Origin of the sequence: Bradyrhizobium sp. Pha-3 (genome assembly GCF_042258615.1) — a bacterium.
Classification (GTDB): domain Bacteria; phylum Pseudomonadota; class Alphaproteobacteria; order Rhizobiales; family Xanthobacteraceae; genus Bradyrhizobium.
In genome coordinates this window covers 8,930,279-8,950,692 of the sequence record NZ_CP170152.1, presented here as the reverse complement: position 1 = coordinate 8,950,692, position 20,414 = coordinate 8,930,279, and the positions used below count along the sequence as shown (strand labels likewise).

At 64.8% G+C, this 20,414-nt stretch carries 20 protein-coding genes; 11 read left to right on the top strand and 9 right to left on the bottom strand.

Annotated elements, in window-relative coordinates:
- Positions 1-79: 79 nt before the first annotated feature.
- The 3 genes from ACE10Z_RS41745 to ACE10Z_RS41735 are packed head-to-tail and all read right to left on the bottom strand — an operon-like array spanning position 80 to position 3,058.
- Complete coding sequence (locus ACE10Z_RS41745) at positions 80-1,210, bottom strand: pyridoxal-phosphate dependent enzyme (protein ID WP_375785882.1); 1,131 nt, start codon at positions 1,208-1,210, stop codon at positions 80-82.
- A 13-nt stretch (positions 1,211-1,223) separates the two neighbouring features.
- Positions 1,224-1,880: an HAD-IA family hydrolase gene (locus ACE10Z_RS41740; protein ID WP_375785881.1), complete on the bottom strand. Its 657-nt coding sequence runs from the start codon at positions 1,878-1,880 to the stop codon at positions 1,224-1,226.
- Positions 1,881-1,897: 17 nt separating this feature from the next.
- Positions 1,898-3,058, bottom strand: a complete 1,161-nt coding sequence (locus ACE10Z_RS41735) for a DSD1 family PLP-dependent enzyme (protein WP_375785880.1) — start codon at positions 3,056-3,058, stop codon at positions 1,898-1,900.
- Between ACE10Z_RS41735 and ACE10Z_RS41730 the strand changes: the two genes are divergently transcribed.
- On the top strand, positions 3,052-4,053 hold the full coding sequence (locus tag ACE10Z_RS41730) for a LysR substrate-binding domain-containing protein (protein WP_375785879.1): 1,002 nt from the start codon (positions 3,052-3,054) through the stop codon (positions 4,051-4,053). The two genes, ACE10Z_RS41735 and ACE10Z_RS41730, sit on opposite strands and share 7 nt — an antisense overlap.
- Positions 4,054-4,069: 16 nt before the next feature.
- Here ACE10Z_RS41730 and ACE10Z_RS41725 read toward each other — a convergent pair whose 3' ends face one another.
- On the bottom strand, positions 4,070-6,115 hold the full coding sequence (locus ACE10Z_RS41725; RefSeq protein ID WP_375785878.1) for an acetoacetate--CoA ligase: 2,046 nt from the start codon (positions 6,113-6,115) through the stop codon (positions 4,070-4,072).
- 186 nt (positions 6,116-6,301) lie between these two features.
- Between ACE10Z_RS41725 and ACE10Z_RS41720 the strand changes: the two genes are divergently transcribed.
- Together ACE10Z_RS41720 and ACE10Z_RS41715 are read left to right on the top strand one after the other, a co-directional pair.
- The gene (locus tag ACE10Z_RS41720; RefSeq protein ID WP_375785877.1) at positions 6,302-7,303 is read left to right on the top strand and encodes a glycoside hydrolase family 3 N-terminal domain-containing protein; all 1,002 of its coding nucleotides are present in this window, start codon (positions 6,302-6,304) and stop codon (positions 7,301-7,303) included.
- A 96-nt stretch (positions 7,304-7,399) separates the two neighbouring features.
- Positions 7,400-7,582: a hypothetical protein gene (locus ACE10Z_RS41715; RefSeq protein WP_375785876.1), complete on the top strand. Its 183-nt coding sequence runs from the start codon at positions 7,400-7,402 to the stop codon at positions 7,580-7,582.
- A 75-nt stretch (positions 7,583-7,657) separates the two neighbouring features.
- On the opposite strand, the gene ACE10Z_RS41710 is transcribed toward ACE10Z_RS41715, so the two are convergent.
- The gene (locus tag ACE10Z_RS41710; protein WP_375785875.1) at positions 7,658-8,053 is read right to left on the bottom strand and encodes a hypothetical protein; all 396 of its coding nucleotides are present in this window, start codon (positions 8,051-8,053) and stop codon (positions 7,658-7,660) included.
- Between the two features lie 617 nt (positions 8,054-8,670).
- On the opposite strand from ACE10Z_RS41710, the gene ACE10Z_RS41705 reads away from it, so the two are divergent.
- Positions 8,671-9,279 (top strand): helix-turn-helix transcriptional regulator, encoded by a 609-nt coding sequence (locus ACE10Z_RS41705; protein ID WP_375785874.1) that lies wholly within the window; start codon positions 8,671-8,673, stop codon positions 9,277-9,279.
- Between the two features lie 116 nt (positions 9,280-9,395).
- On the opposite strand, the gene ACE10Z_RS41700 is transcribed toward ACE10Z_RS41705, so the two are convergent.
- The 3 genes from ACE10Z_RS41700 to ACE10Z_RS41690 form a co-directional block, all read right to left on the bottom strand.
- Entirely contained in the window at positions 9,396-9,644 is a 249-nt protein-coding gene (locus ACE10Z_RS41700) for a hypothetical protein (protein ID WP_375785873.1), read from the bottom strand.
- 317 nt (positions 9,645-9,961) lie between these two features.
- Complete coding sequence (locus ACE10Z_RS41695) at positions 9,962-10,681, bottom strand: Crp/Fnr family transcriptional regulator (protein ID WP_375785872.1); 720 nt, start codon at positions 10,679-10,681, stop codon at positions 9,962-9,964.
- 194 nt (positions 10,682-10,875) lie between these two features.
- Complete coding sequence (locus tag ACE10Z_RS41690) at positions 10,876-11,586, bottom strand: Crp/Fnr family transcriptional regulator (protein ID WP_375785871.1); 711 nt, start codon at positions 11,584-11,586, stop codon at positions 10,876-10,878.
- Between the two features lie 556 nt (positions 11,587-12,142).
- Here ACE10Z_RS41690 and ACE10Z_RS41685 point away from each other — a divergent pair.
- The 6 genes from ACE10Z_RS41685 to ACE10Z_RS41660 all read left to right on the top strand — a co-directional run bounded on the left by ACE10Z_RS41685 (position 12,143) and on the right by ACE10Z_RS41660 (position 19,002).
- The gene (locus ACE10Z_RS41685; RefSeq protein ID WP_375785870.1) at positions 12,143-13,741 is read left to right on the top strand and encodes a flagellin; all 1,599 of its coding nucleotides are present in this window, start codon (positions 12,143-12,145) and stop codon (positions 13,739-13,741) included.
- A 396-nt stretch (positions 13,742-14,137) separates the two neighbouring features.
- Positions 14,138-16,867, top strand: coding sequence for a chemotaxis protein CheW (locus ACE10Z_RS41680; RefSeq protein ID WP_375785869.1), 2,730 nt, complete (start codon positions 14,138-14,140; stop codon positions 16,865-16,867).
- 14 nt (positions 16,868-16,881) lie between these two features.
- Positions 16,882-17,355, top strand: coding sequence for a chemotaxis protein CheW (locus ACE10Z_RS41675; protein ID WP_375785868.1), 474 nt, complete (start codon positions 16,882-16,884; stop codon positions 17,353-17,355).
- A 43-nt stretch (positions 17,356-17,398) separates the two neighbouring features.
- Positions 17,399-17,788 (top strand): PleD family two-component system response regulator, encoded by a 390-nt coding sequence (locus ACE10Z_RS41670; RefSeq protein ID WP_375785867.1) that lies wholly within the window; start codon positions 17,399-17,401, stop codon positions 17,786-17,788.
- A gap of 35 nt (positions 17,789-17,823) precedes the next feature.
- Positions 17,824-18,681, top strand: a complete 858-nt coding sequence (locus ACE10Z_RS41665; protein ID WP_375785866.1) for a CheR family methyltransferase — start codon at positions 17,824-17,826, stop codon at positions 18,679-18,681.
- 3 nt (positions 18,682-18,684) lie between these two features.
- On the top strand, positions 18,685-19,002 hold the full coding sequence (locus ACE10Z_RS41660) for a PilZ domain-containing protein (RefSeq protein ID WP_146989739.1): 318 nt from the start codon (positions 18,685-18,687) through the stop codon (positions 19,000-19,002).
- Positions 19,003-19,152: 150 nt separating this feature from the next.
- On the opposite strand, the gene ACE10Z_RS41655 is transcribed toward ACE10Z_RS41660, so the two are convergent.
- Entirely contained in the window at positions 19,153-19,461 is a 309-nt protein-coding gene (locus ACE10Z_RS41655) for a hypothetical protein (RefSeq protein ID WP_375785865.1), read from the bottom strand.
- A gap of 152 nt (positions 19,462-19,613) precedes the next feature.
- On the opposite strand from ACE10Z_RS41655, the gene ACE10Z_RS41650 reads away from it, so the two are divergent.
- Positions 19,614-20,246 (top strand): response regulator, encoded by a 633-nt coding sequence (locus ACE10Z_RS41650; protein ID WP_342725696.1) that lies wholly within the window; start codon positions 19,614-19,616, stop codon positions 20,244-20,246.
- Positions 20,247-20,414: the final 168 nt, after the last annotated feature.

Sequence of the window (20,414 nt, the reverse complement as noted above, 5' to 3'; positions counted from 1 at the left end):
TTTGCTGCGCAAATCGACCTCTCCCAAGGGAGAGGTGAACTTTTGACGCCGTTCCAGCTCAACCTAATCTCATCAGGCTTTAGCTGCCGAGCAGCTCCGTGATCAGCCCGGCTGCCTTGATCCCGGTCCCGCTGATGATGACGACGGTGCGCTCCGCCGGCCGGATCGCGCCACGTTCCTTCAGGACGTCGAGCGCGGCGGCGGCCGAGGCCGAGGTCGGCTCGACGAACAGGCCGGTACGCGCCAGCCGCTTCAATGCGGCGACGATGCCGTCTTCAGGAATCGCGACCGTGCCGCCGCCGCTCTCCTTGAGCGCCGCGATCATCTGCTTCAGGCGCAGCGGATGCTTGATCGCGGTGCCTTCGGCGATGGTCTTGCGGACCTCGCGATCCACCGGCGTGTCGACGCCGGCGGTGAAGCTGGCATCGACCGGTGAGCAATTGAGTGGTTGGGCCGCGAACAGCCGCGGCAGCCGCGCGATCTGCCCGGCCGCGAGCAGCTCCTTGAAGCCGATATAGCAGCCGAGCAGGCAGCTGCCGGCGCCGACCGGCATGATGACGTTGTCGGGCGCGGTGAAGCCAAAGTCTTCCCAGATCTCGTAGGCGAGCGACTTGGTGCCTTGCAGGAAGAACGGCTGCCAGTTGTGGCTGGAGTAGAAGATCTGTTTCGACTGGCGGATCGCTTCCGCCTCGGATTCTTCGCGCGGGCCTTCGACCAATTGTACCTCGGCGCCGAAGGCGTGCATCTGCGCTACCTTCATCGGCGATGTCGTCGCCGGCGCAAGGATCCTGACCCGCATGCCGCCCGCCGCGCCATAGGCCGAGACCGACGCGCCGCCATTGCCGGAGCTGTCCTCTAGCACCGCATCGACGCCGAGCTGGCGCAGCAACGACAGCATCACCGTGGTGCCGCGATCCTTGAAGCTTGCGGTCGGGTTGAACCATTCGAGCTTGAAATGCGGCCGCAGGTCGCCCCACGCCTTCTCGACCGCTGGCGTGCAGCCTTCGCCCATCGTGACCGGTTGCTTGATCTCGACCGGCAGCGCCGCGCGATAGCGCCACAGCGAGCGCGTCCCGCGCTCGATGTCGTCGCGAGAGATTCCGGGTAGCGCTGTGACGAGCAGCGGCTTGCCCTCATCCGAGCACCAGCGCGGCACCTCCAGCGGATAGAGCTTGCCGTTGAGCGGGTCGATGTAGCTGGGTGATGGCATCTCAGTTCGGTCCTCAAGGGGTGCGCCGGCCGGACAAGTCGCGACCGAGCACGAAAGCCGGCAAGGTCGCAAGGTTGTCGCGAACCGTGATCGGGGCGGGCGCCCCTTCCGGCAGCTTCATTCCGGCCCGATTATGCCACCAAGTCGGCAGCTGCACACGTGCCGTGCCGAACAGATCGTAGCCCGATCCCGCGACGAACAGGCATCGATTGGCCGGGACCGGCAGTTCGTCGAGCGCGAGCTGATAGGGTTGCGGCTGCGGCTTGTAATAGCCGGCGCGCTCGGCCGTCACGAAGACGGTGAGGGGAACGCCGATGCGATCGGCGGCGATGCGGCCGAGCCGCTCCGAGCAGTTCGTCACGACGCCGAGCGCGATGCCGGCGTCGTGCAGTGTTTGCAGGACATCACGAACCTCGGGCCAGGGATCGAGTTCCGCATAGCGTGCGCCGAGCTCCGCGGCCCGTTCGAACGGCAACCCGACATTGCGCGCGGCCTCGCCCACCAGATCCTCATAGGGCCGATAGCGTCCAGTGCCATAGGTGTTCCTGAGATACTCGGCGCGCCAGCGCAGCCCGGCTTCATCGGAGCCCGCGACCTTGTTCCAGAGTGTCCAGCTGTCGAGCAGCGCGGTCAGCAAATCGAACAGAACGGCGTCATAGGCTCGGGTCATGGGCTGCGCTCCGTCTGCTACCATCCGCGAAACCGCTCCCATTGCCGGACCGAGCCGGAGCCGGCGGCGACGACATGATAGCGGTCGTGCTGGGCTCCGGTCGCGCAGGCGTGGTTCGGCAGGATCCGCACCTTCGCGCCGACCGGCAGCGTCACCTGCGGCGCCGTGCTGCCGGGACGGAGCGCGATGATGCCGTGCTCCTGATTGGTTTCGGTCACGATCAAATCGGGATAGGGCCGTCCATCGATGTCGCACACGATGCCGTAGCCCTGGTCGATCGGCTGCTTCGCGGTGCCGCGATCGCGCGACAGCGCCATCCAGCCGGCGTCGATGAAGGTCCAGCCGCGATCGGCGCGATGACCGATCACCGTCGCGAGCACCGACAGCGCAATGTCCCCGACCGTGCAGACCCCGATCCCGGCCATGACAAGGTCGAACATCACGAACACGCCGGCGCGCATCTCGGTGACGCCGTCGAGCCGGCGCGCGAAATGCGCTGTCGGCGTCGAGCCGACGCTGACCACGGGGCAGGGCAGTCCGGCCCCGCGCAACGCCTCGGCGCAGGTGACCGCGGCGGCGCGCTCCTGCTCGGCCGCCTGCTCGAGTGCCGCCACGCTGCGGCAGGAATAGGATTCGCCGGCATGCGCCATCACGCCACGCAACTCGGCGCCGCCTTGATGCAACGCGCGGCCGATCTCGACCAGCTGCGGGTCGCGCGCGCCGACCCCGGCGCGATGGCCGTCGCAATCGATCTCGATCAGCACGGGAATGCGGTCGTTCGTCACGCGCGCCATCGTGACGACGGCCGCCGCCTGCTCCATGCTGTCGAGCACCACCGACAGGTCCACGCCCTGTCGCCGCAGCGCGGCGACGCGATCGAGCTTTTGCGGCGCGATGCCGACGGCATAGAGGATGTCTTTCACGCCTGCCGCGGCAAAGGCCTCGGCCTCCTGCAGGGTCGAGACCGCGGCAGGGCCGCCTGGGCCGTCCATCACGGCGCGGGCCGCCGGAATGGATTTCGCGGTCTTCAGATGCGGGCGCAGCGGTACGCCGAGCCGCGACAGCCGCGTCTTCAGGCGGGCGATGTTGTGCAGCATCCGGTCTTCGTCGAGCACGAGGCAGGGCGTCTCGATATCGGCAAGCGGATGCGAGGCGTTCAAAACGGGGGCTGATGACATCCGGCGAGACTAGCCGTTTCCATGCTAAGTACAATTTACCGAATGTCATTCTTATATTAAGTCTGGACTTAATGCTTTCGACCGACGACATCCGCTTCTTCGTGGCCATCGCTGCGGCCCGGTCGCTCGCGGCCGCGGCGCGGGCGCTCGACGTGACGCCATCGGCGGTGTCGCAGCGGCTGCAGAGCCTCGAGCAGCGCCTGGGTGTTCAACTGGTCAGCCGTTCGGCCCGGCGCCTGACATTGACCGATGAAGGCGAGCTGCTGGTGCTGCGCGGCGGCGCGTTGCTCGACGAGGCGACGGAGTTGACGGAGGCGCTGCAGGCGCGTCGCGGAACCATCGCCGGCCACCTGAAGATTCTCGCGCCGCTCGGCTTCGGACGCCGCTACATCGCCCCGGTCGTTGCGGCCTTCCGATCCCGCCATCCCGACGTGTCGGTCGAGCTCGAACTGTCCGATCGGCCGGCGCGTGCCGCTGCGAGCGCATGGGACGTCATGATCCATATCGGCGCGTTGAAGGATTCCACGCTTCGCTTGCTGCGCCTGGCGCCCAACGAACGCGTTCTCTGCGCCTCGCCGGCCTATCTGAAGCGCCGTGGAATCCCGGCGAGCCCGCAGGAGCTGCGCGGGCATCAATGTATTGCGCTCCGCGAAAACGAAGAGGATGTGACGCTCTGGCGGTTCTCCCGCCGGCGCGCAGCGGCAGAGCCTGATGTCATCAGGATCGAGCCTATGCTGTCGAGCAATGACGGCGCGGTGGTGAAAGCCTGGGCGCTGGCGGATCACGGCCTGATCGTCAGGTCGGAGTGGGATGTCGCCGACGATCTCGCCTCCGGCCGGCTGGTGCGGGTCCTGCCGAACTTCCGCCTGCCGCCGGCCGACATCGTCGCGCTGCTCAATCCGGGCCGCAGTGGCCGAGCCAGGCGCACGCAGGCTTTCGTGGAGCATCTGCGCGCCGCCCTCTCACCGCCGCCCTGGCGCAGCAGGTCGCGCTGACCGGCGTCGCGTTCGCCTACGCCGCGCCGGCCTGCCTGCTCAAATAGCCCTTGGCAAAGTCGAGATACCAGTCGAGGCAGCCGGGATTGGCCATCGCGTCGCGGTTGATGACCTTCTCGACGGGATGGCCGAGCAACAGCTTCTTGACCGGCAGCTCCTGCTTCTTGCCGGACAGCGTGCGCGGGATTTCCGCCACGACGAAGATGTCGTTGGGCAGGAAGCGGCGCGACAGCCCGGCTTCCACCGCCTTGTTGATCTTCGCCTTCATCGCGGCATCGAGCGCAAAGCCTTCGCGCAGCACCACGAACAGCGGCATGTAGCTGTCGCGGCCGAGATATTCGAGGTCGACGACCATCGAATCCAGCACCTCCGGCAGCGCCTCGATCGCCGAATAGAGCTCGCTGGTGCCCATCCGCAAGCCATGGCGGTTGATGGTGGCGTCGCTGCGGCCGTAGATCACGCAGGAACCGTCGGGGTTGATCTTGAGCCAGTCGCCGTGTCGCCACACCGGGCCGCGGCCGGTGCCGTCGAAATTGTCGGGATAGGTCTCGAAATAGCTCGACAGATAGCGCGCATTGCCGGGATCGTTCCAGAAGCGCAGCGGCATCGAGGGCAGCGGCTCAGTGCAGACGAGCTCACCGACTTCGTCGATCACGGCGCGGCCCTGCTCGTCGAAAGCTTCCACCGCGCAGCCGAGCAGGCGGCATTGCATGATGCCCGGGGTCTGCGGCAATTCGCGGTTGCCGCCGATGAAGGCGCCGGCGAAATCGGTGCCGCCGGAGATATTGGCCCACCACATGTCGGCCTGGGCGGCATTGCCGTTGCGCTTCGAAAGCGCGGCGAAGCGCTCGTTGAACCAGGCTTGGGTGTCGGCTGAGAGCGGCGAGCCGGTCGAGCCGAGTGCGCGCAGGCCCGAGAGGTCGCCGACCTCTGCGAGATCGATCTCGGCCTTGGTGCAATTGGCGAAGAACGCCGCGCCCGCGCCGAAGAAGGTCGCTTTGGCGTCGGCGACGAAGCGCCACAGCGTGGTCCAGTCCGGCTTGTCCTTGGTGCCGCCCGGACTGCCGTCGAAAATGCAGCAGGTGGTGCCGTTGAGCAGGCCGTTGGCCTGGCAGTTCCACATGATCCAGCCGGTCGACGAGTACCAGTGAAAGCGCTCGCCGAGCGAATTCGGGTGGTAGCTGCAGCCGATGTCGTTGTGCAGCGTCGAGAGCGGCAGCGCCACGACGATGATGCCGCCATGGCTGTGCAGGATCGGCTTCGGCAATCCGGTGGTGCCCGAGGAATAGACGATCCAGAGCGGGTGGTCGAACGGCAGCCATTCCGGCTCGAAGGCGTCGATTTCCGCGCTCTGGCCGGCAAGGATGGACGACAGCAGTGTTTCGGACGGCGCGGCATCGCTGTGCAGGATGACGTGCTCGACCGTCGGCAGCGCGCGCCGCAATTCCTCGATCACCGACTTCCGGTCATGGCGCTTGCCGGCATAGGTCACGGCGTCGCAGGCGATCAGCACTTTCGGCTCGATCTGCTTGAAGCGGTCGATCACCGCGGGTGCGGCCATGTCGGGCGCGCAGACGCTCCAGATCGCACCCAGGCTCGCGGTCGCCAGAAACGCGATGATCGTCTCCGGGATGTTCGGCAAGTATGCCGCGACGCGATCGCCGGTGCGGACGCCCTTGGCCTTCAGATGCAGCGCAAGCGCCGCCGATTTGCGCTGCAGCTCGGGCCAGCTGGTCTCCGAAAGCTTGCCGTCCTCGCCGCTCGAGATCAGCGCCGGCAGGCCGGCGGCGTGCGCCGGCGCGACATGGCGGAACACTTGCCGTGCATAATTCACCGAAGCGCCGGGAAACCACACCGCGCCCGGCATCTTGCGTTCGGCCAGCACCGCCGCATGCGGCGTCGGCGAGCGCAGGTCAAAATAATCCCAGACGCTCTGCCAGAAGGCGTCGACATCGGTGACCGACCAGCGCCGCATCGCCTCGAAATCCGCAAACGCAAGGCCGCGCGTCTCCTTCAGCCAATCGCGGTACAGGGCCATTTGCGGGACGTAAGGTGCTGTCATGGGCGTTTCCGAAATTTCTTGTGTTGTGGTAGCCGCGATCGAGGCGTGCCGGCGTGTCTTAACATAGTGATGCGAGCACGGGGAACGCAGTCGCGCCGCGACTGGCGTCATATTCTTACCGCTGCCGCAGCGTGCTATTGCTTCGGGTGCGGGGCTGATTCCATGCCTATCCGATAGCGAGTGGCCATGTCCGTCGGCGAACTCTTCATCCTGGGATTCTACGGCAAGGTCATTCCGCCCTGGCTGAAGGAGTTTGCCGCACAGTTCGGGCTCGGCGGGGTGATCCTGTTCGATTACTCGTGCCAGACCCGGCAATACGACAACAACATCGTATCGCCCGCGCAGCTGCAGTCGCTCTGCGCCGAGATCGCGGCGCTGCCGTCGCAGCCACTGGTCTTCATCGACCAGGAGGGCGGTCTGGTGCGCCGGCTCAAGGAGGGCCTCGGTTTTCAGCCGCTGCCGAGCGCGAAGGATTTCAATCTACTCGGACATGCGGAAAAGCGGACGATCCTGGCTGCGAGCTATGGCGAGCTGCGGCGGCTCGGCATCCGCTACAATTTCGCGCCCGTGATCGACGTGGACTACAATCCGGACAATCCCAATATCGGCAGGATCAAGCGATCCTATTCGTCCGAGATCGGCGAGGTCGCGGCCAATGCCCGCCTGGTCGACGCTGCGGCGCGGCAGGCAGGGGTGGGCCTTTGCCTGAAGCATTATCCGGGCATCGGCGCCGCGCAGGTCGATTCACATCTCGAGTTCATGGACATTTCCGACGCGCTGCGGCCGGAGCAGGAAGAGCTGTTCTACGCGTTGGCCCCGGATATCTTCGGCGATGCGGTGCTGGTCAGCCACGCCATCGTCCGCCAGTGGGACGCGCAGCATCCGATGACCCTGTCGTCGGCTGGAATCGGCCGGCTTCGCCGTCGGCTGCCCGAGACGCTGCTGATCACCGACGACATGCAGATGCAGGGGCTGCAGAAGGCGCTCGGCACCAGCGCGGCCAGCCTGCAGGCGATCGCCGCCGGCATGGACATGTTCTGCATCGGCAACAATCTGCTCGATCAGGAGCAGGCGATGGCCGGCATCGCCGCTGCGGTCGCGGGTGCAGTGCAGGACGGATCGCTGGATCGGGCCGCGGTGCAGCGCTCCATTGCGCGGGTGCAAAGGCGCAAGGCACTGGTCGCCTGACGGCATTGAACCAAATTTTGCGCCGGGCGACCACAAGGAGCGGAACCAAACTTCATTGCCGCGATTTAACACAGACGCTCATCGGGGCAACGAACCATGAAGATGCTCAAGCGTCTCTTCCGATTGACCTGGCTACGCCGCGTCCCACGCAACTCCGCCGATTTGCCGCCTGCCTGCATCGATCCCGACGAATTCACCCGCCTGCTCTGCAGCGGGCGCCGCGAGGATTTGCGGATACTGGCAAAGCGGCTGAGCCAGCGTTCCCGGGCTCACGCATAGGCAGCGGAGCCGTCCAATCGTGAGCCGGTTCGCGGCGCGCGGACCGCGATGCCGTTCGGTCCTCATGCGATCGACCTATTGCTTCGCCTTCTCGTGGTTGCCGATCCCGACCGCCTTGTAGTCGTAGGTCGGATAGAACTCGGTGTGGTAGGCGCCCCAGGCACTGTTCTCGATAACACGGTTGACCTCGCGCAGCCGCGAGGCCGGCAGCCGCAGGGTCACCACCTGGCCGACCCCCATCATCACGTACCAGCTCACGACCTCGACACCTTCGGGCGGAAACGCCTTGTAGAAGCCCTGCCGCTCGAGTTGCGCATTCAACTCGCTGAGCGGCCGTGACTGATCATGCTTGAAGAAGATGGTGACCATGATCGCGTTGTCTGACGTCGGTGCTGCATTGCCGGACGGCGTGGTCTGGGCCTGCGCGCCGGTGCCGGACAGCAGTACTGCGGCCAGCGCCGCAATCGTCATCCAGGATCCATTCCGCCCGTTCCGCCCTCGCTTCATTGCCGCGCCCTTTTGTTGTTGGTCGAGAGGCGGCGATCATCGCGGCGCATGCCGGGGCTGTAAATTGACATTCGCCTGACCCGACGCCCACCGCCTCGCCCCTGGGCCGATGTGATCCGTCTCATATGCGCGTCGCTCGGTGTGCGGTAAGCCGATGCGATCCCGATGCCCGGAGGGGTGATCGATGACGGCCCGGCGAATGGCGTTTTGGTGGCTCAGGTTCGTTCTTTCGGGACGCTTCCTTGAGAAATTTCTTCGGCTGCGGCGCCCTTGACGTCCGAGGGGGCGGCGCGGATCCCGCCCATTTCAACCTGAGCCGGGGGGGCGGATGTGGGTGCGGCTGCGCCCCGGAGCGCGTTTCGGGAAGGTAAAACCCCACCCGCGGGATCATCGGGATGAAACGCCGCGACATCCCGTAAGAATACCGTCCTTCGGCTCAAACAAGCGAGATTCGTTGCCAAATCAGCGGTAATCTGCGCCTGCTTGGCAGGTCGGGGCCCGATGTCACAGTTGCGTCACCCGTAGTTTTACGGAGTCCCGTGTTAACGCGGCCACAAGTTCACCTTCGGTAAACCATACTTATGACGCAACATGACAACCGAGCCGAGGCGCGTCTTCCGACGTGGATGGGCGGAACCGCGACGCTCGAGGCGCAGCCGCCCGAGCTTCAGGGAACTGTTGTGCCGCGAACGCAGGTGACCGCGGACGCCGGGGCGGCGATCGTCCGGCAGTTCAATGGGCCGGTGACGGCGCTGCTGCTCTACATGAACGAGCTCAAACAGCACAGTCAGCAGTTCGCGCATGCGCCCGGCAACGGCGTCTATCTGCGCCAAGTGATCGAGAACGCGCTCGAGCAGACCGAGCGGGTGTCCGCGATGCTGAAGCAGATCTCCGATCTCTATCCGAACGCGATTCCGGCCACCGATCTCAGGCCGCCGCTTGACGACAAGCCGGCAGGCGCCCGGTCGCCCGATGTCATGTTCACGCCGGAGGCAGGCCGCAAGCCGCTGACCAAGCGCGAGCGTGAGGTGCTCAGCCTGATCAGCGACGGCTATTCCAACAAGCAGGGCGCGCTGCGGATGAACATCAGCCCGCGCACGTTCGAGAGCCATCGCGCCGAAGCCATGCGCAAACTGGGTGCGCGCAACACCGCAGATCTCGTCCGCAAGGCCTTGTTGCATTCCGCATAGGGCGTTTCAAGCGAAGCGGGTACCGGTTCGCGCAAAGAAAACGCGTCAAATCGAAGGTCCAGCGCCTGTCCGATTCCGCCGGAGTGGGCTCCGAGCGGTGAATCGGTTCGCGGTTCTCAGAAATCGTCTTCCGCGGCGAAGCACAGGCGCGGCGCGAGCCGCATGGCGGAGGCGGCCGTCTTCGGCTCGTCCGGAACGATCGTGACCACCCATGCCGCCGTCGCGCCGGACTTGCTTTCGACGATCGCGCGCACACGTCCCGTCACCGTCGCGCCGGCGGACCTGATGGTGGCGGGCCGGCCGTTGAACTGGGCCATGCGGAAGCGCCGGGCTTCCTTCCGGTCGGTCGTCTGGTACGTGAACATCGGCTCCCCCGTGCGTCCAGGCGACTTTGCGGATGCAGCGTTATCCGACGGTGAAAATCGAACGCCGTAGAAGTACGGCTTGTGCGCCGGCGGGAGCGCTTTCGCGCGAGCCGGGTAGCGGTTCGCGCGAAGAAGACGCGTCAAGAACAGCAGGCTCTAGTGTGCTGAATGCGAAGTTCGTGCGATTTCGCGGCAGCCGCTTTCACGAACTTCGCATTCATAAAGCACACTAGAATCATAAGTTTGCTAGTGTCCTTATCGAATCCGAAGTTCGCACCGAAGGTGCGGCGAATGATACGAACTTCGGATTCGGGACACTAGCCGCCGGTTTCATGGAAGCTCAGCAGCCGCGCATATTGCGCCTTGACCGTGGCATAGCATTCGCACGCGGTCCTGATCAGTCCATCCGCATTGGTGATCTCGATGTGACCGCGGCTGTAGTGGATGAAGTTTGCCTGTTGCAAGGTATGCGCGACCAGCGACACGCTGTTGCGGCGCGCGCCGATCATCTGGGCCATCGCCTCCTGCGTCAGGGCGATCTTGTTGCTGCCGGAGAGATCGCGCGTCTGCAGCAGGCATCGCGCCAGCCGCGACTCCACGGTGTGCGCGGCGTTGCAGCCGGCCGTCTGCTGGATCTGGGCATAGACGGCGAGGCCGTGCCGAACCAGCATCGCTCGCAAAGTCGGGCTCTGGCCGGCGGCCGTCCGCAAGGCTTCGACCTCGATCGTCGAAGCGACGCCCGGCACCAGCACCACGGCGCTGTTCAGCGTGGGGGCTTCACCAAGCCCCGAGAACGCACCATAGATGCTTCCGCGGCCGACCATCGCGATCTGCACGCACACGCCTCTTGCCAGCTTGACTACCAGCGAGATCACCCCCTTGTGCGGCATGTATGTCCGCTTGAGCGTCTCGTCTGTCTCGATCAGGACCGAATCGGCGGCGAGGTCGATCGTCCGCAAATAGGGCCTGATCAGTCCAAAATCGCTCTCCGAGAGCGAAGACAGAAATCCGTTGGGTGATCGCGGAACCGTATCCAAAGCAACCTCCTGCCTCCCGGCAAAGCTTGTCTCTGGTCATCAGGGCTAACGCGTGCAATTGGATCGTTATGCAACTTATTCTGGCACGTCTTGGTTCCGATGGAAACATATCTTGGTTCCATTAGGAACAGCTATCAGCACAGGTCGCGCTTGTGTTGCCCGACAAAACAGTTGAGCAGTGCGTACTGCCCCGATCAATCTTCCGGGCCGATCAACTGTTCGGTGTGCGCCTTGACGGTCGCATAACATTCACACGCCGCCTTCCGCAGGCCGTCGATATCGGTGATTTCGATATGGCCGCGGCTGTAGCGCAGGATACCGGCCTGCTGAAACCCATGCGCGACGATCGAAATCGCGTTGCGCCGCACACCGATCATCTGCGCCAGCATCTCCTGGGTCAGCGGCAAGGCTTCGCTGCCGCACAGGTCGCGCGCGCGCAGCAGCCAGCGCGACAGCCGCGCCTCCACCGGATGCGACACGTTGCAGGCGACGGATTGCTGGGTCTGCGCCATCAGCGCCTGCTCATAGAGCGCAACCAGGGTCCGGAACTCCGCGCTGCGATTGGCGGCCTCGCGGAAATCTTCCGCCCGCACCATCGATGCCGTGCCCGGCACCACGACAATCGCGTCGGCGAGCAGCGGCCGCTCATGCAGGGCGGCGGATGCGCCGACGATGCCGTCACGACCGATGGTCGCAATCTCGACGGATTGCCCGTCGGACAGATTGACCATCATCGAGACCACGCCGCCGTGCGGGAAATAGACCCGCTGCACCGGCGCGCCGGCATCGGCGAGCACCGTCTCCTTGATCAGGTCGACGGTTTCCAGAAGGGGATGAAGTTGCGTGTATTCCGTGGAGGGAAGTGCTTGCAACAGACGATTGGGCGGACGCGATACCGCAGACATTGGAGCTCCTGCCGAGGGCGGGAGCACTACGGTCTCGCATCACCTACTCTTGGCGTGTGGAGTGCGAACATAGCTTGCCTGTCCAATAGCACAAGGGTTGTGGTGCGAACTCTATACCCTCTAGGGGGCAGACGGTCGGCAATCGCATCGGCCTGCGCGGCGTTCGAGGCGATTCGAATGCTGCGCATCCCAGACGATACGGTTGCGACATTGTCTCGCATTTATTGATTTCCATTAACTCTGGTGCGTAGCCAAGCGTGTGTCGTCGCGATTGCAATTGCGGATCTCGAAGCCCCCGGCGCGGCAGCGCCAGCATGTGACAAGTCCCGCAAAGGCGAGAACAAATTCGCTTTCACGAGATTGATCCGGCGGCGGATAGGCGCCGCGCAGCCGGGCGCCTGAGCGGCGGACGTAGAATTACCGGCAAAGCCATCCTGGGTATTTGTACGGAGCAGCGCTTTAACGAACGGGTAGCGCGGACGGACCAGTGTGGCACCAGTCGCCGTGCGAAATTTACGGCGTCGCGTCAATCGTGTTCATCCAGAAGGGTACCAGTATGTCCGGCATCGTCCTTTCGTCGTCGGTCCGTCAGAACCTGCTTTCGCTGCAGTCGACGGCCGACCTGCTTGCCACCACGCAGAATCGCTTGTCCACCGGCAAGAAGGTCAACACCGCTCTCGACAATCCGACCAACTTCTTCACGGCGCAGTCGCTCGACAACCGCGCCAGCGACATCAACAACCTGCTGGACGGAATCGGCAACGGCGTGCAGGTGCTGCAGGCCGCCAACACCGGCATCACTTCGCTGCAGAAGCTCGTTGACAGCGCCAAGTCGGTCGCCAACCAGGCCCTGCAGGCTGCGGTCGGCTATTCCCAGAAGTCGCAGGTGACGACCGCCGTGGTCACCGGCGCGACCACCGACGATATCCGTGGCACCGCCACCTACAGCAATGCGACCCTCGCTGGTACGGCCGTCAACAACAATCTCACGGCCGCCGCGCCGATCACGGCCGCCACTAAGCTCGTCACTGCGACCAACTCCGATACCCTGGCGGCGACCCCGACCGGCACGATCAGCGTCAATGGCAAGTCGATCACCTTCTCGACCTCGCAGACCACTTCGACGACCGATTCGTCCGGCAACGTCACCCTCGGCACCGGCGCGGGCAGCACGCTGACGGTCGGCGACCTGCTCACCGCGATCGACGGCATCACCGGCACGGCCACCGCCTCCACCGTGGCGGCTGGTGCGCTCCAGATCAGCACCGGCACCAACCAGGATCTCAACATCTCCGGCTCGGGCTTGGCCGCTTTCGGCCTTACCGCCGGAACCAAGGCACGCACCGTGGCAACGCCTTCGCCGCTGGATGGCTTGACGCTGACGATCGGCGCGACCGGCAACGGCAAGGCCACCAACATTACGTTTGGTAGCGGCGCGGGTCAGGTGAAGTCCCTCAACGACCTGAACAACGCGCTGTCGGCGAACAACCTGCAGGCGTCGCTCAGCGCGGGCGGAGCGCTCACCATCAGCACCACCAACGATGCTGCGTCCGCGACCATCGGCACGATCGGTGGCACGGCAGCCGGCGCCGGCAAGCTGTTCAACGCCCTTGTGGGCAGCGCCCCGGTGCAGGATCCGAACGGGCTGGCGAACCGCGCCAACCTGGTCAATCAGTACAACAACATCCTGGACCAGATCACCACGACCGCCCAGGACGCGTCGTACAACGGCATCAACCTGCTCAATGGCGATCAGCTCAAGCTGACCTTCAACGAGACGGGCTCCTCGACGCTGAAGATCCAGGGCGTCACCTTCGATGCCTCCGGCCTCAACCTCACCAAGCTGACCGCCGGCACGGACTTCATCGACAACGCTTCGGCCAACGCCACGCTGAAGACGCTCAACAGCGCGAGCGGCCTGCTGCGCACCCAGGCTTCGACCCTCGGTTCGAACCTGTCGATCGTGCAGATCCGCCAGGACTTCTCGAAGAACCTGATCAACGTGCTGCAGACCGGCTCGTCCAACCTGACGCTGGCCGACACCAACGAGGAAGCGGCCAACAGCCAGGCGCTGTCGACCCGCCAGTCGATCGCGGTGTCCGCGCTCGCTCTGGCCAACCAGTCGCAGCAGAGCGTTCTGCAGCTGCTCCGCTAAGCGTAGCCGCGACAGACAACGACTAACGAGGCGGCGGAGGAAACTCCGCCGCCTTTGCTTTTGGGTTCGCTTAACCATCCCGCCGCTTCAACCCATGTTCAACCCTTGGGCGATCGCGCTCTGCTGCAGCCGGATGTCATGGCCGCAGCGTTTCGCCGGATTTGACCGTCCCTCGATTTCATTTCGTTCAAATTGCGACGACAGGTGGAACGGGCTCTTTCCCGTCCGGGTGGTAAGGGCTTGTTGCTGTGAAACCGGCCGCGATGTGGTGATGCGTCGTCCTTGAACGGCTTCATCGTCCGTATTTGCACGGACGACAAAATTAACGTCGCCGTGAAGCCGGCAAAGTTATCGATGCGAGGCCCGCGTTCCGTAGCACCTTGAGGGGACCCATCCATGGACGATCTGTTGCGCGAGTTCCTGACGGAGAGCAGCGAGAGCCTGGATACGGTCGACAACCAACTGGTGCAGTTCGAGCAGGATCCGAACAACGCGAAGATCCTGGACAACATTTTCCGGCTTGTGCACACGATCAAGGGGACCTGCGGCTTCCTCGGGCTGCCGCGGCTGGAAGCGCTGGCGCATGCCGGCGAGACCCTGATGGGCAAATTCCGCGACGGCATGCCGGTGAAGGCGGAAGCCGTGACGCTGATCCTGTCCTCGATCGACCGCATCAAGGAGATCCTTGGCGGGCTCGAGGCGACCGAGGCCGAGCCCGAAGGCAACGACCGCGACCTGATCGATCAGCTGGAAGCGATGGTCGAGCACGGCATGGCGGCCATGGCTGCCGGTGAGGCTGCTGCTGAAGACATGCCTGTCGTTGAATCTCCACCCGTGCAGGCGGCGATGAGCGAGGGCACGCTGGTGGTGCAGACGCTGGAGCGTCCACTGCGCCCGGGCGAGGTCTCGCTCGACGAGCTCGAGCGCGCCTTCCGCGAGACCGACATTGAAGTCGCAGCGCCCGCGCCCGCGCCGGTCGCGAAGCCCGTCGCCGCTGCGCCCGCAGCCCAGCCGGCCGAGGCTGCAAAGAAGCCGGCCCGCAAGGCCGCCACCGAGGATGTTGTCCAGGAAGGCGACAAGATCGCCAACCAGTCGATCCGGGTCAATGTCGACACCCTCGAACACCTCATGACCATGGTCTCCGAGCTGGTGCTGACCCGCAACCAGCTGCTCGAGATCAGCAGGCGCAACGAGGACACCGAGTTCAAGGTGCCGCTGCAGCGGCTCTCCAATGTCACCGCCGAGCTGCAGGAAGGCGTCATGAAGACGCGCATGCAGCCGATCGGCAATGCCTGGCAGAAGCTGCCGCGCATCGTCCGCGACCTCTCCGGCGAACTCGGCAAGCAGATCGAGCTCGAGATGCACGGCGCCGACACCGAGCTCGACCGCCAGGTGCTCGACCTGATCAAGGATCCGTTGACGCACATGGTGCGCAACTCCGCCGATCATGGCCTGGAGACCACCGCCGAGCGGGTCGCTAGCGGCAAGGGAGAGCAGGGCACCATTCGCCTGTCCGCCTATCACGAGGGCGGCCACATCATCATCTGCATCGCCGACAATGGCCGCGGGCTCAACACCGAGCGGATCAAGGCCAAGGCGCTCCAGAACGGTCTCGTCACCGAGGCTGAACTGGAGAAGATGACCGAGGCCCAGATCCACAAGTTCATCTTCGCGCCGGGCTTCTCGACCGCCGCGCAAGTGACCTCGGTGTCCGGCCGCGGCGTCGGCATGGACGTGGTGCGCACCAATATCGACCAGATCGGCGGCACCATCGACATCAAGAGCGTGGCCGGCGAGGGCGCCTCCGTCACCATCAAGATCCCGCTGACCTTGGCGATCGTCTCCGCCTTGATCGTGGAAGCCGGCGGCGACCGGTTTGCAATTCCCCAATTGTCCGTCGTCGAGCTGGTGCGCGCGCGCGCCAACTCCGAGCACCGCATCGAGCGGATCAAGGACACCGCGGTCCTCAGACTGCGCAACAAGCTGCTGCCGCTGATCCATCTCAAGAAGTTGCTCAAGATCGACGATGGCGCGACCACGTCAGATGCCGAGAACGGCTTCATCGTGGTGACGCAAGTCGGCAGCCAGACCTTCGGTATCGTGGTCGACGGCGTGTTCCACACCGAGGAGATCGTGGTCAAGCCGATGTCCACGAAACTGCGGCACATCGACATGTTCTCCGGCAACACCATCCTGGGCGATGGCGCCGTGATCATGATCATCGACCCCAACGGGATTGCCAAGGCGCTCGGCGCGTCCGGCTCCTCGGCCCATGACATGGCCGACGACAACGCCGCGGCGCATGCCTCGAGCGGCGAGCAGCTGACCTCGCTTTTGGTGTTCCGCGCCGGCTCGAGCCAGCCCAAGGCGGTGCCGCTCGGCCTCGTCACCCGGCTGGAGGAGATCGCAACCGACAAGATCGAGCTCTCGAACGGCCGCTACATGGTGCAGTACCGCGAGCAGCTGATGCCGCTGGTGCAGATGATAGGCGTCGAGGTGCAGACCCAGGGCGCGCAGCCGATCCTGGTGTTCGCCGACGACGGCCGCTCGATGGGGCTCGTGGTCGACGAGATCATCGACATCGTCGAGGAGCGGCTCAACATCGAGGTCGCGGGCTCCCAGGACGGCATTTTGGGTTCGGCCGTGATCAAGGGCCAGGCCACCGAGGTGATCGACGTCGGCCATTTCCTGCCGATGGCGTTTGCCGACTGGTTCTCGCGCAAGGAGATGCGCCCGTCCGCTTCGGCGCAGTCGGTGCTGCTGGTCGATGACTCAGCGTTCTTCCGCAACATGCTGGCGCCGGTGCTGAAGGCCGCCGGCTACAAGGTGCGGACTGCGCCGAATGCCCAGGAAGGGCTCGCGGCGCTGCGCTCGGGGCAGGCCTTCGACGTCGTGCTGACCGACATCGAGATGCCCGAGATGAACGGCTTCGAGTTCGCCGAGAACATCCGGAGCGACCACAACCTGATCGGGCTGCCGATCATCGCGCTGTCGGCGATGGTGTCGCCGGCGGCGATCGAGCGCGGCCGGCAGGCCGGCTTCCACGACTATGTCGCCAAGTTCGACCGTCCCGGGCTGATCGCGGCGCTGAAAGAGCAGACCGCCGAACTGCGCCGGGCGGCTTAAGGGAAACGAGAGTGATGATCAGCAAGACCGAGACCAGCGAAGGCGCGATGGCGGAATACGTCACCGCGGTGATCGGCGGACAGCTGTTCGGCCTGCCGATCTCGCGGGTGCAGGACGTGTTCATGCCGGAGCGGCTGACGCGGGTGCCGCTGGCCTCCAGCGAGATCGCCGGCGTGCTCAATCTGCGCGGCCGCATCGTCACCGTGATCGACATGCGCGCCCGGCTCGGCCTGCCGAAGGCCGACGACGGCACGCCGCCGATGGCGGTCGGCGTCGACCAGCGCGGCGAATCCTATGGCCTCTTGATCGACCAGATCGGCGAGGTGCTGCGGTTGCCCAACGACGGCCGCGAGGACAACCCGGTCAACCTCGATCCCCGTATGGCCAGGCTCGCCGGCGGCGTTCACCGCCTCGACGGACAGCTCATGGTCGTCCTCGATATCGATCGCGTGCTCGAACTGGTGCCAAAGACAGCAGCTGCAGCGTAACGCTCCGCCGCGGAGACGGCGGACTCTACAAGGAGGCCAACCTATGAAGACATGTCTTGTCGTCGACGATTCCGGTGTGGTGCGCAAGATCGCGCGCCGCATCCTCGAAGGAATGGAGTTCACCGTCATCGAAGCCGAGGACGGCGCGGTCGCGCTCGAGGCCTGCAAGCGCGCGCTGCCGGACGCGGTGCTGCTCGATTGGAACATGCCGGTGATGGACGGCTTCGAATTCCTCGTGCAGCTCCGCCGCATGCCGGGCGGTGACGTGCCGAAGGTTGTGTTCTGCACCACCGAGAACGGCATCGACCACATCTCGCGGGCGCTGCATGCCGGTGCCAACGAGTACATCATGAAGCCGTTCGATAAGGACATCGTGATCGCGAAATTCCAGGAAGTGGGTCTGCTGGCGCTCGATGCGTCGGCCGAAGCCTGATACCCAGTTTCACCCTTTGCCTTTGCGAGGCTCCCGTGACGCCCCCCGACTACGAGTATCTGCGTAAGCTCCTGAAGGACCATTCCGGTCTCGATCTGTCCGCGGACAAGCAATATCTGATCGAGAGCCGCCTGCTGCCGCTGGCGCGCAAATGCGGCCTGTCCGGCATCCCCGACCTGATCGCCAAGATCAAGGCGGGCTCGTCCACGCATACGGTCCAGGTGGTCGAGGCGATGACCACCAACGAGACGTTCTTCTTCCGCGACAAGGTGCCGTTCGACCATTTCCGCGACACCATCATGCCCCAGGTTCTGAAGGCGCGTGCGGCGCGCCGCAGCGTCCGGATCTGGTGCGCCGCCGGCTCGACCGGCCAGGAGCCCTATTCGCTGGCGATGTGCCTCAAGGAGATGGGCGCGGCGCTTGCGGGCTGGCGGATTGAAATCGTCGCGACCGACCTGTCGCAGGAGGTGCTGGAGAAGTCGAAGGCCGGCATCTACAGCCAGTTCGAGGTGCAGCGCGGGCTGCCGATCCAGCTGCTGGTCAAGTATTTCAAGCAGTCGGGAGAACTCTGGCAGATCAATCCCGAGTTGCGCGCGATGGTGCAGCACCGTCAGCTCAATCTGCTGCACGATTTCTCCCAGCTCGGCACGTTCGATGTGATCTTCTGCCGCAACGTGCTGATCTATTTCGATCAGGACACCAAGATCAACACCTTCAACCGGCTCGCCCGGTTGATGGAGGCCGACGGCTTCCTGGTTCTCGGCGCCGCCGAAACCGTGGTCGGCCTGACCGACGCGTTCAAGCCGATTCCCGAACGGCGCGGCCTGTACCGGCCGAGCGGGGTGCGGCCAGCGCTCGCGATGCCGAGGCCTGCCATGGCGGTCGGATATTGAGCGATGACGGAGGACGGCAAATCAATTGAGCGTGTCACGTTCAGCCGGGGCGTCGATGTCTGCATCATGGCCATCGACGGCACCTGGCGGCGCGACTGCCAGCTCAATGCCATCTCCGACAATGACGCGGCGTTGACCGTCGAGGGTTCCATTCAGGGGCTCAACCTGAAGGAGTTCTTCCTCCTGCTGTCGTCGACCGGGCTCGCCTATCGCCGCTGTGAGCTGGTCCGCGTCAACGGCACCGAAATGGACATCAGCTTCCTCAAGGGCAAGCCGACCAAGCGGCGGTCGGGCTCCGACGAAGAGCGCGCCAGGGCCTGATATCAAGAAGGCCTGACCTCAAGAAGGCCCTGCCACGGCTGGGCGGACGATGCCTGTCGCCAATCCGAAATGTGGAACGGATCGTCGCCTCGACGGTTGGGCCGTCGTCGGCAGCATGGCGCCGAACTTGGCGGTGGCCGGTCCGGCCGGTCAGTTGAGGAGACGCGCCGGTGCCTCTGGATCGCGCAGCCGATCGAGCGCCATGCCGAGGCCGGCGTCGCGGGCCTTCAGGGCCGTGGACGCCACCACATAGCGCGGGGTGACGTCGTCAAGCAGGAAGATGTCGGCGGCGGCGTCCTGCTCGGCCAGAAATGCCTCGCGCGCAATCGCCGCCTCGATCAGCCGCAGGCTCGCCTGGACATGGCCGATCAGCGCGACCAGGTCCGTCAGGATCAGGCTGTAGGGATCGCTGCCCTCGTCCAGGCACACCGCAACGCCGTCCGCCGCTGCATTTACCATGCATGTTTCTCCACTTCCCCACTTTTAGGGAACGCGGTGCTACTTGTGCGTTAAGCGGACGTCCCGTACAAATACGGGTCCATTGATCGAGATGGTCGAGTTACTTCTTGTGCAGTCTGGCCAGCACGCTTCACCACTGATGGACGAGACATATGGTTGAGAATGGCGCTCCTCGCGGGGAAATCTTTGTAGTCGACGACGATCCCGCCGTTCGCGAGACGCTTTCCGTGGTCCTGTCGACCGCCGGTTACAAGGTGATCTGCTTTGCGGACGGCGCCGCGCTGCTCGCGGTGGCGCGCAGCCGGACGCCGGCCTGCATCCTGCTCGACGTGCATATCCCCGGCAAATCCGGCCTCGATATCCTGAAGGAGCTGCACGGCGAGGATTATCCGGCGCCGATCTTCATGATCTCCGGCCAGGGCGACATCACGATGGCGGTCAGCGCCATCAAGAACGGCGCGCTCGACTTCATCGAGAAGCCGTTCCGCGGCAACGAGATCGTCAGCCGCCTCAGCGAGGCGATCGACGCCTATACCAGGCGCCAGGCCGAGACCTCGGCATCGCGCATCGCCGCGCTGCACTTTCCCGGCCGTGAGCCGCTGACCCGCCGCGAGCGCGAGGTGCTCGAGCAGTTCACCGCGGGCGCCTCCAACAAGGAGGCCGGGCGTCACCTCGGGATCAGCCCGCGTACGATCGAGGATCACCGCGCCAACATCATGAAGAAGCTCGGCGCGCGCAACGCCGCCGACCTCGTCCGCATCGTGATGACGGCGCAGCAGAAGTAAGCCAAGGAAAGCCAAGGAAAGCCGAGATCGGCCAAGGCCGGTTCACGCTGCGATTTCCACATCGCGGGGTTTGTGCGGCGCATGCCCGGCACACAGGCGGCGAACGGCACGTCTGCGCCGCGCGCGGGACGAGGCGTCCGGAAATCCTGTATATGCGTGGCGCAGGGC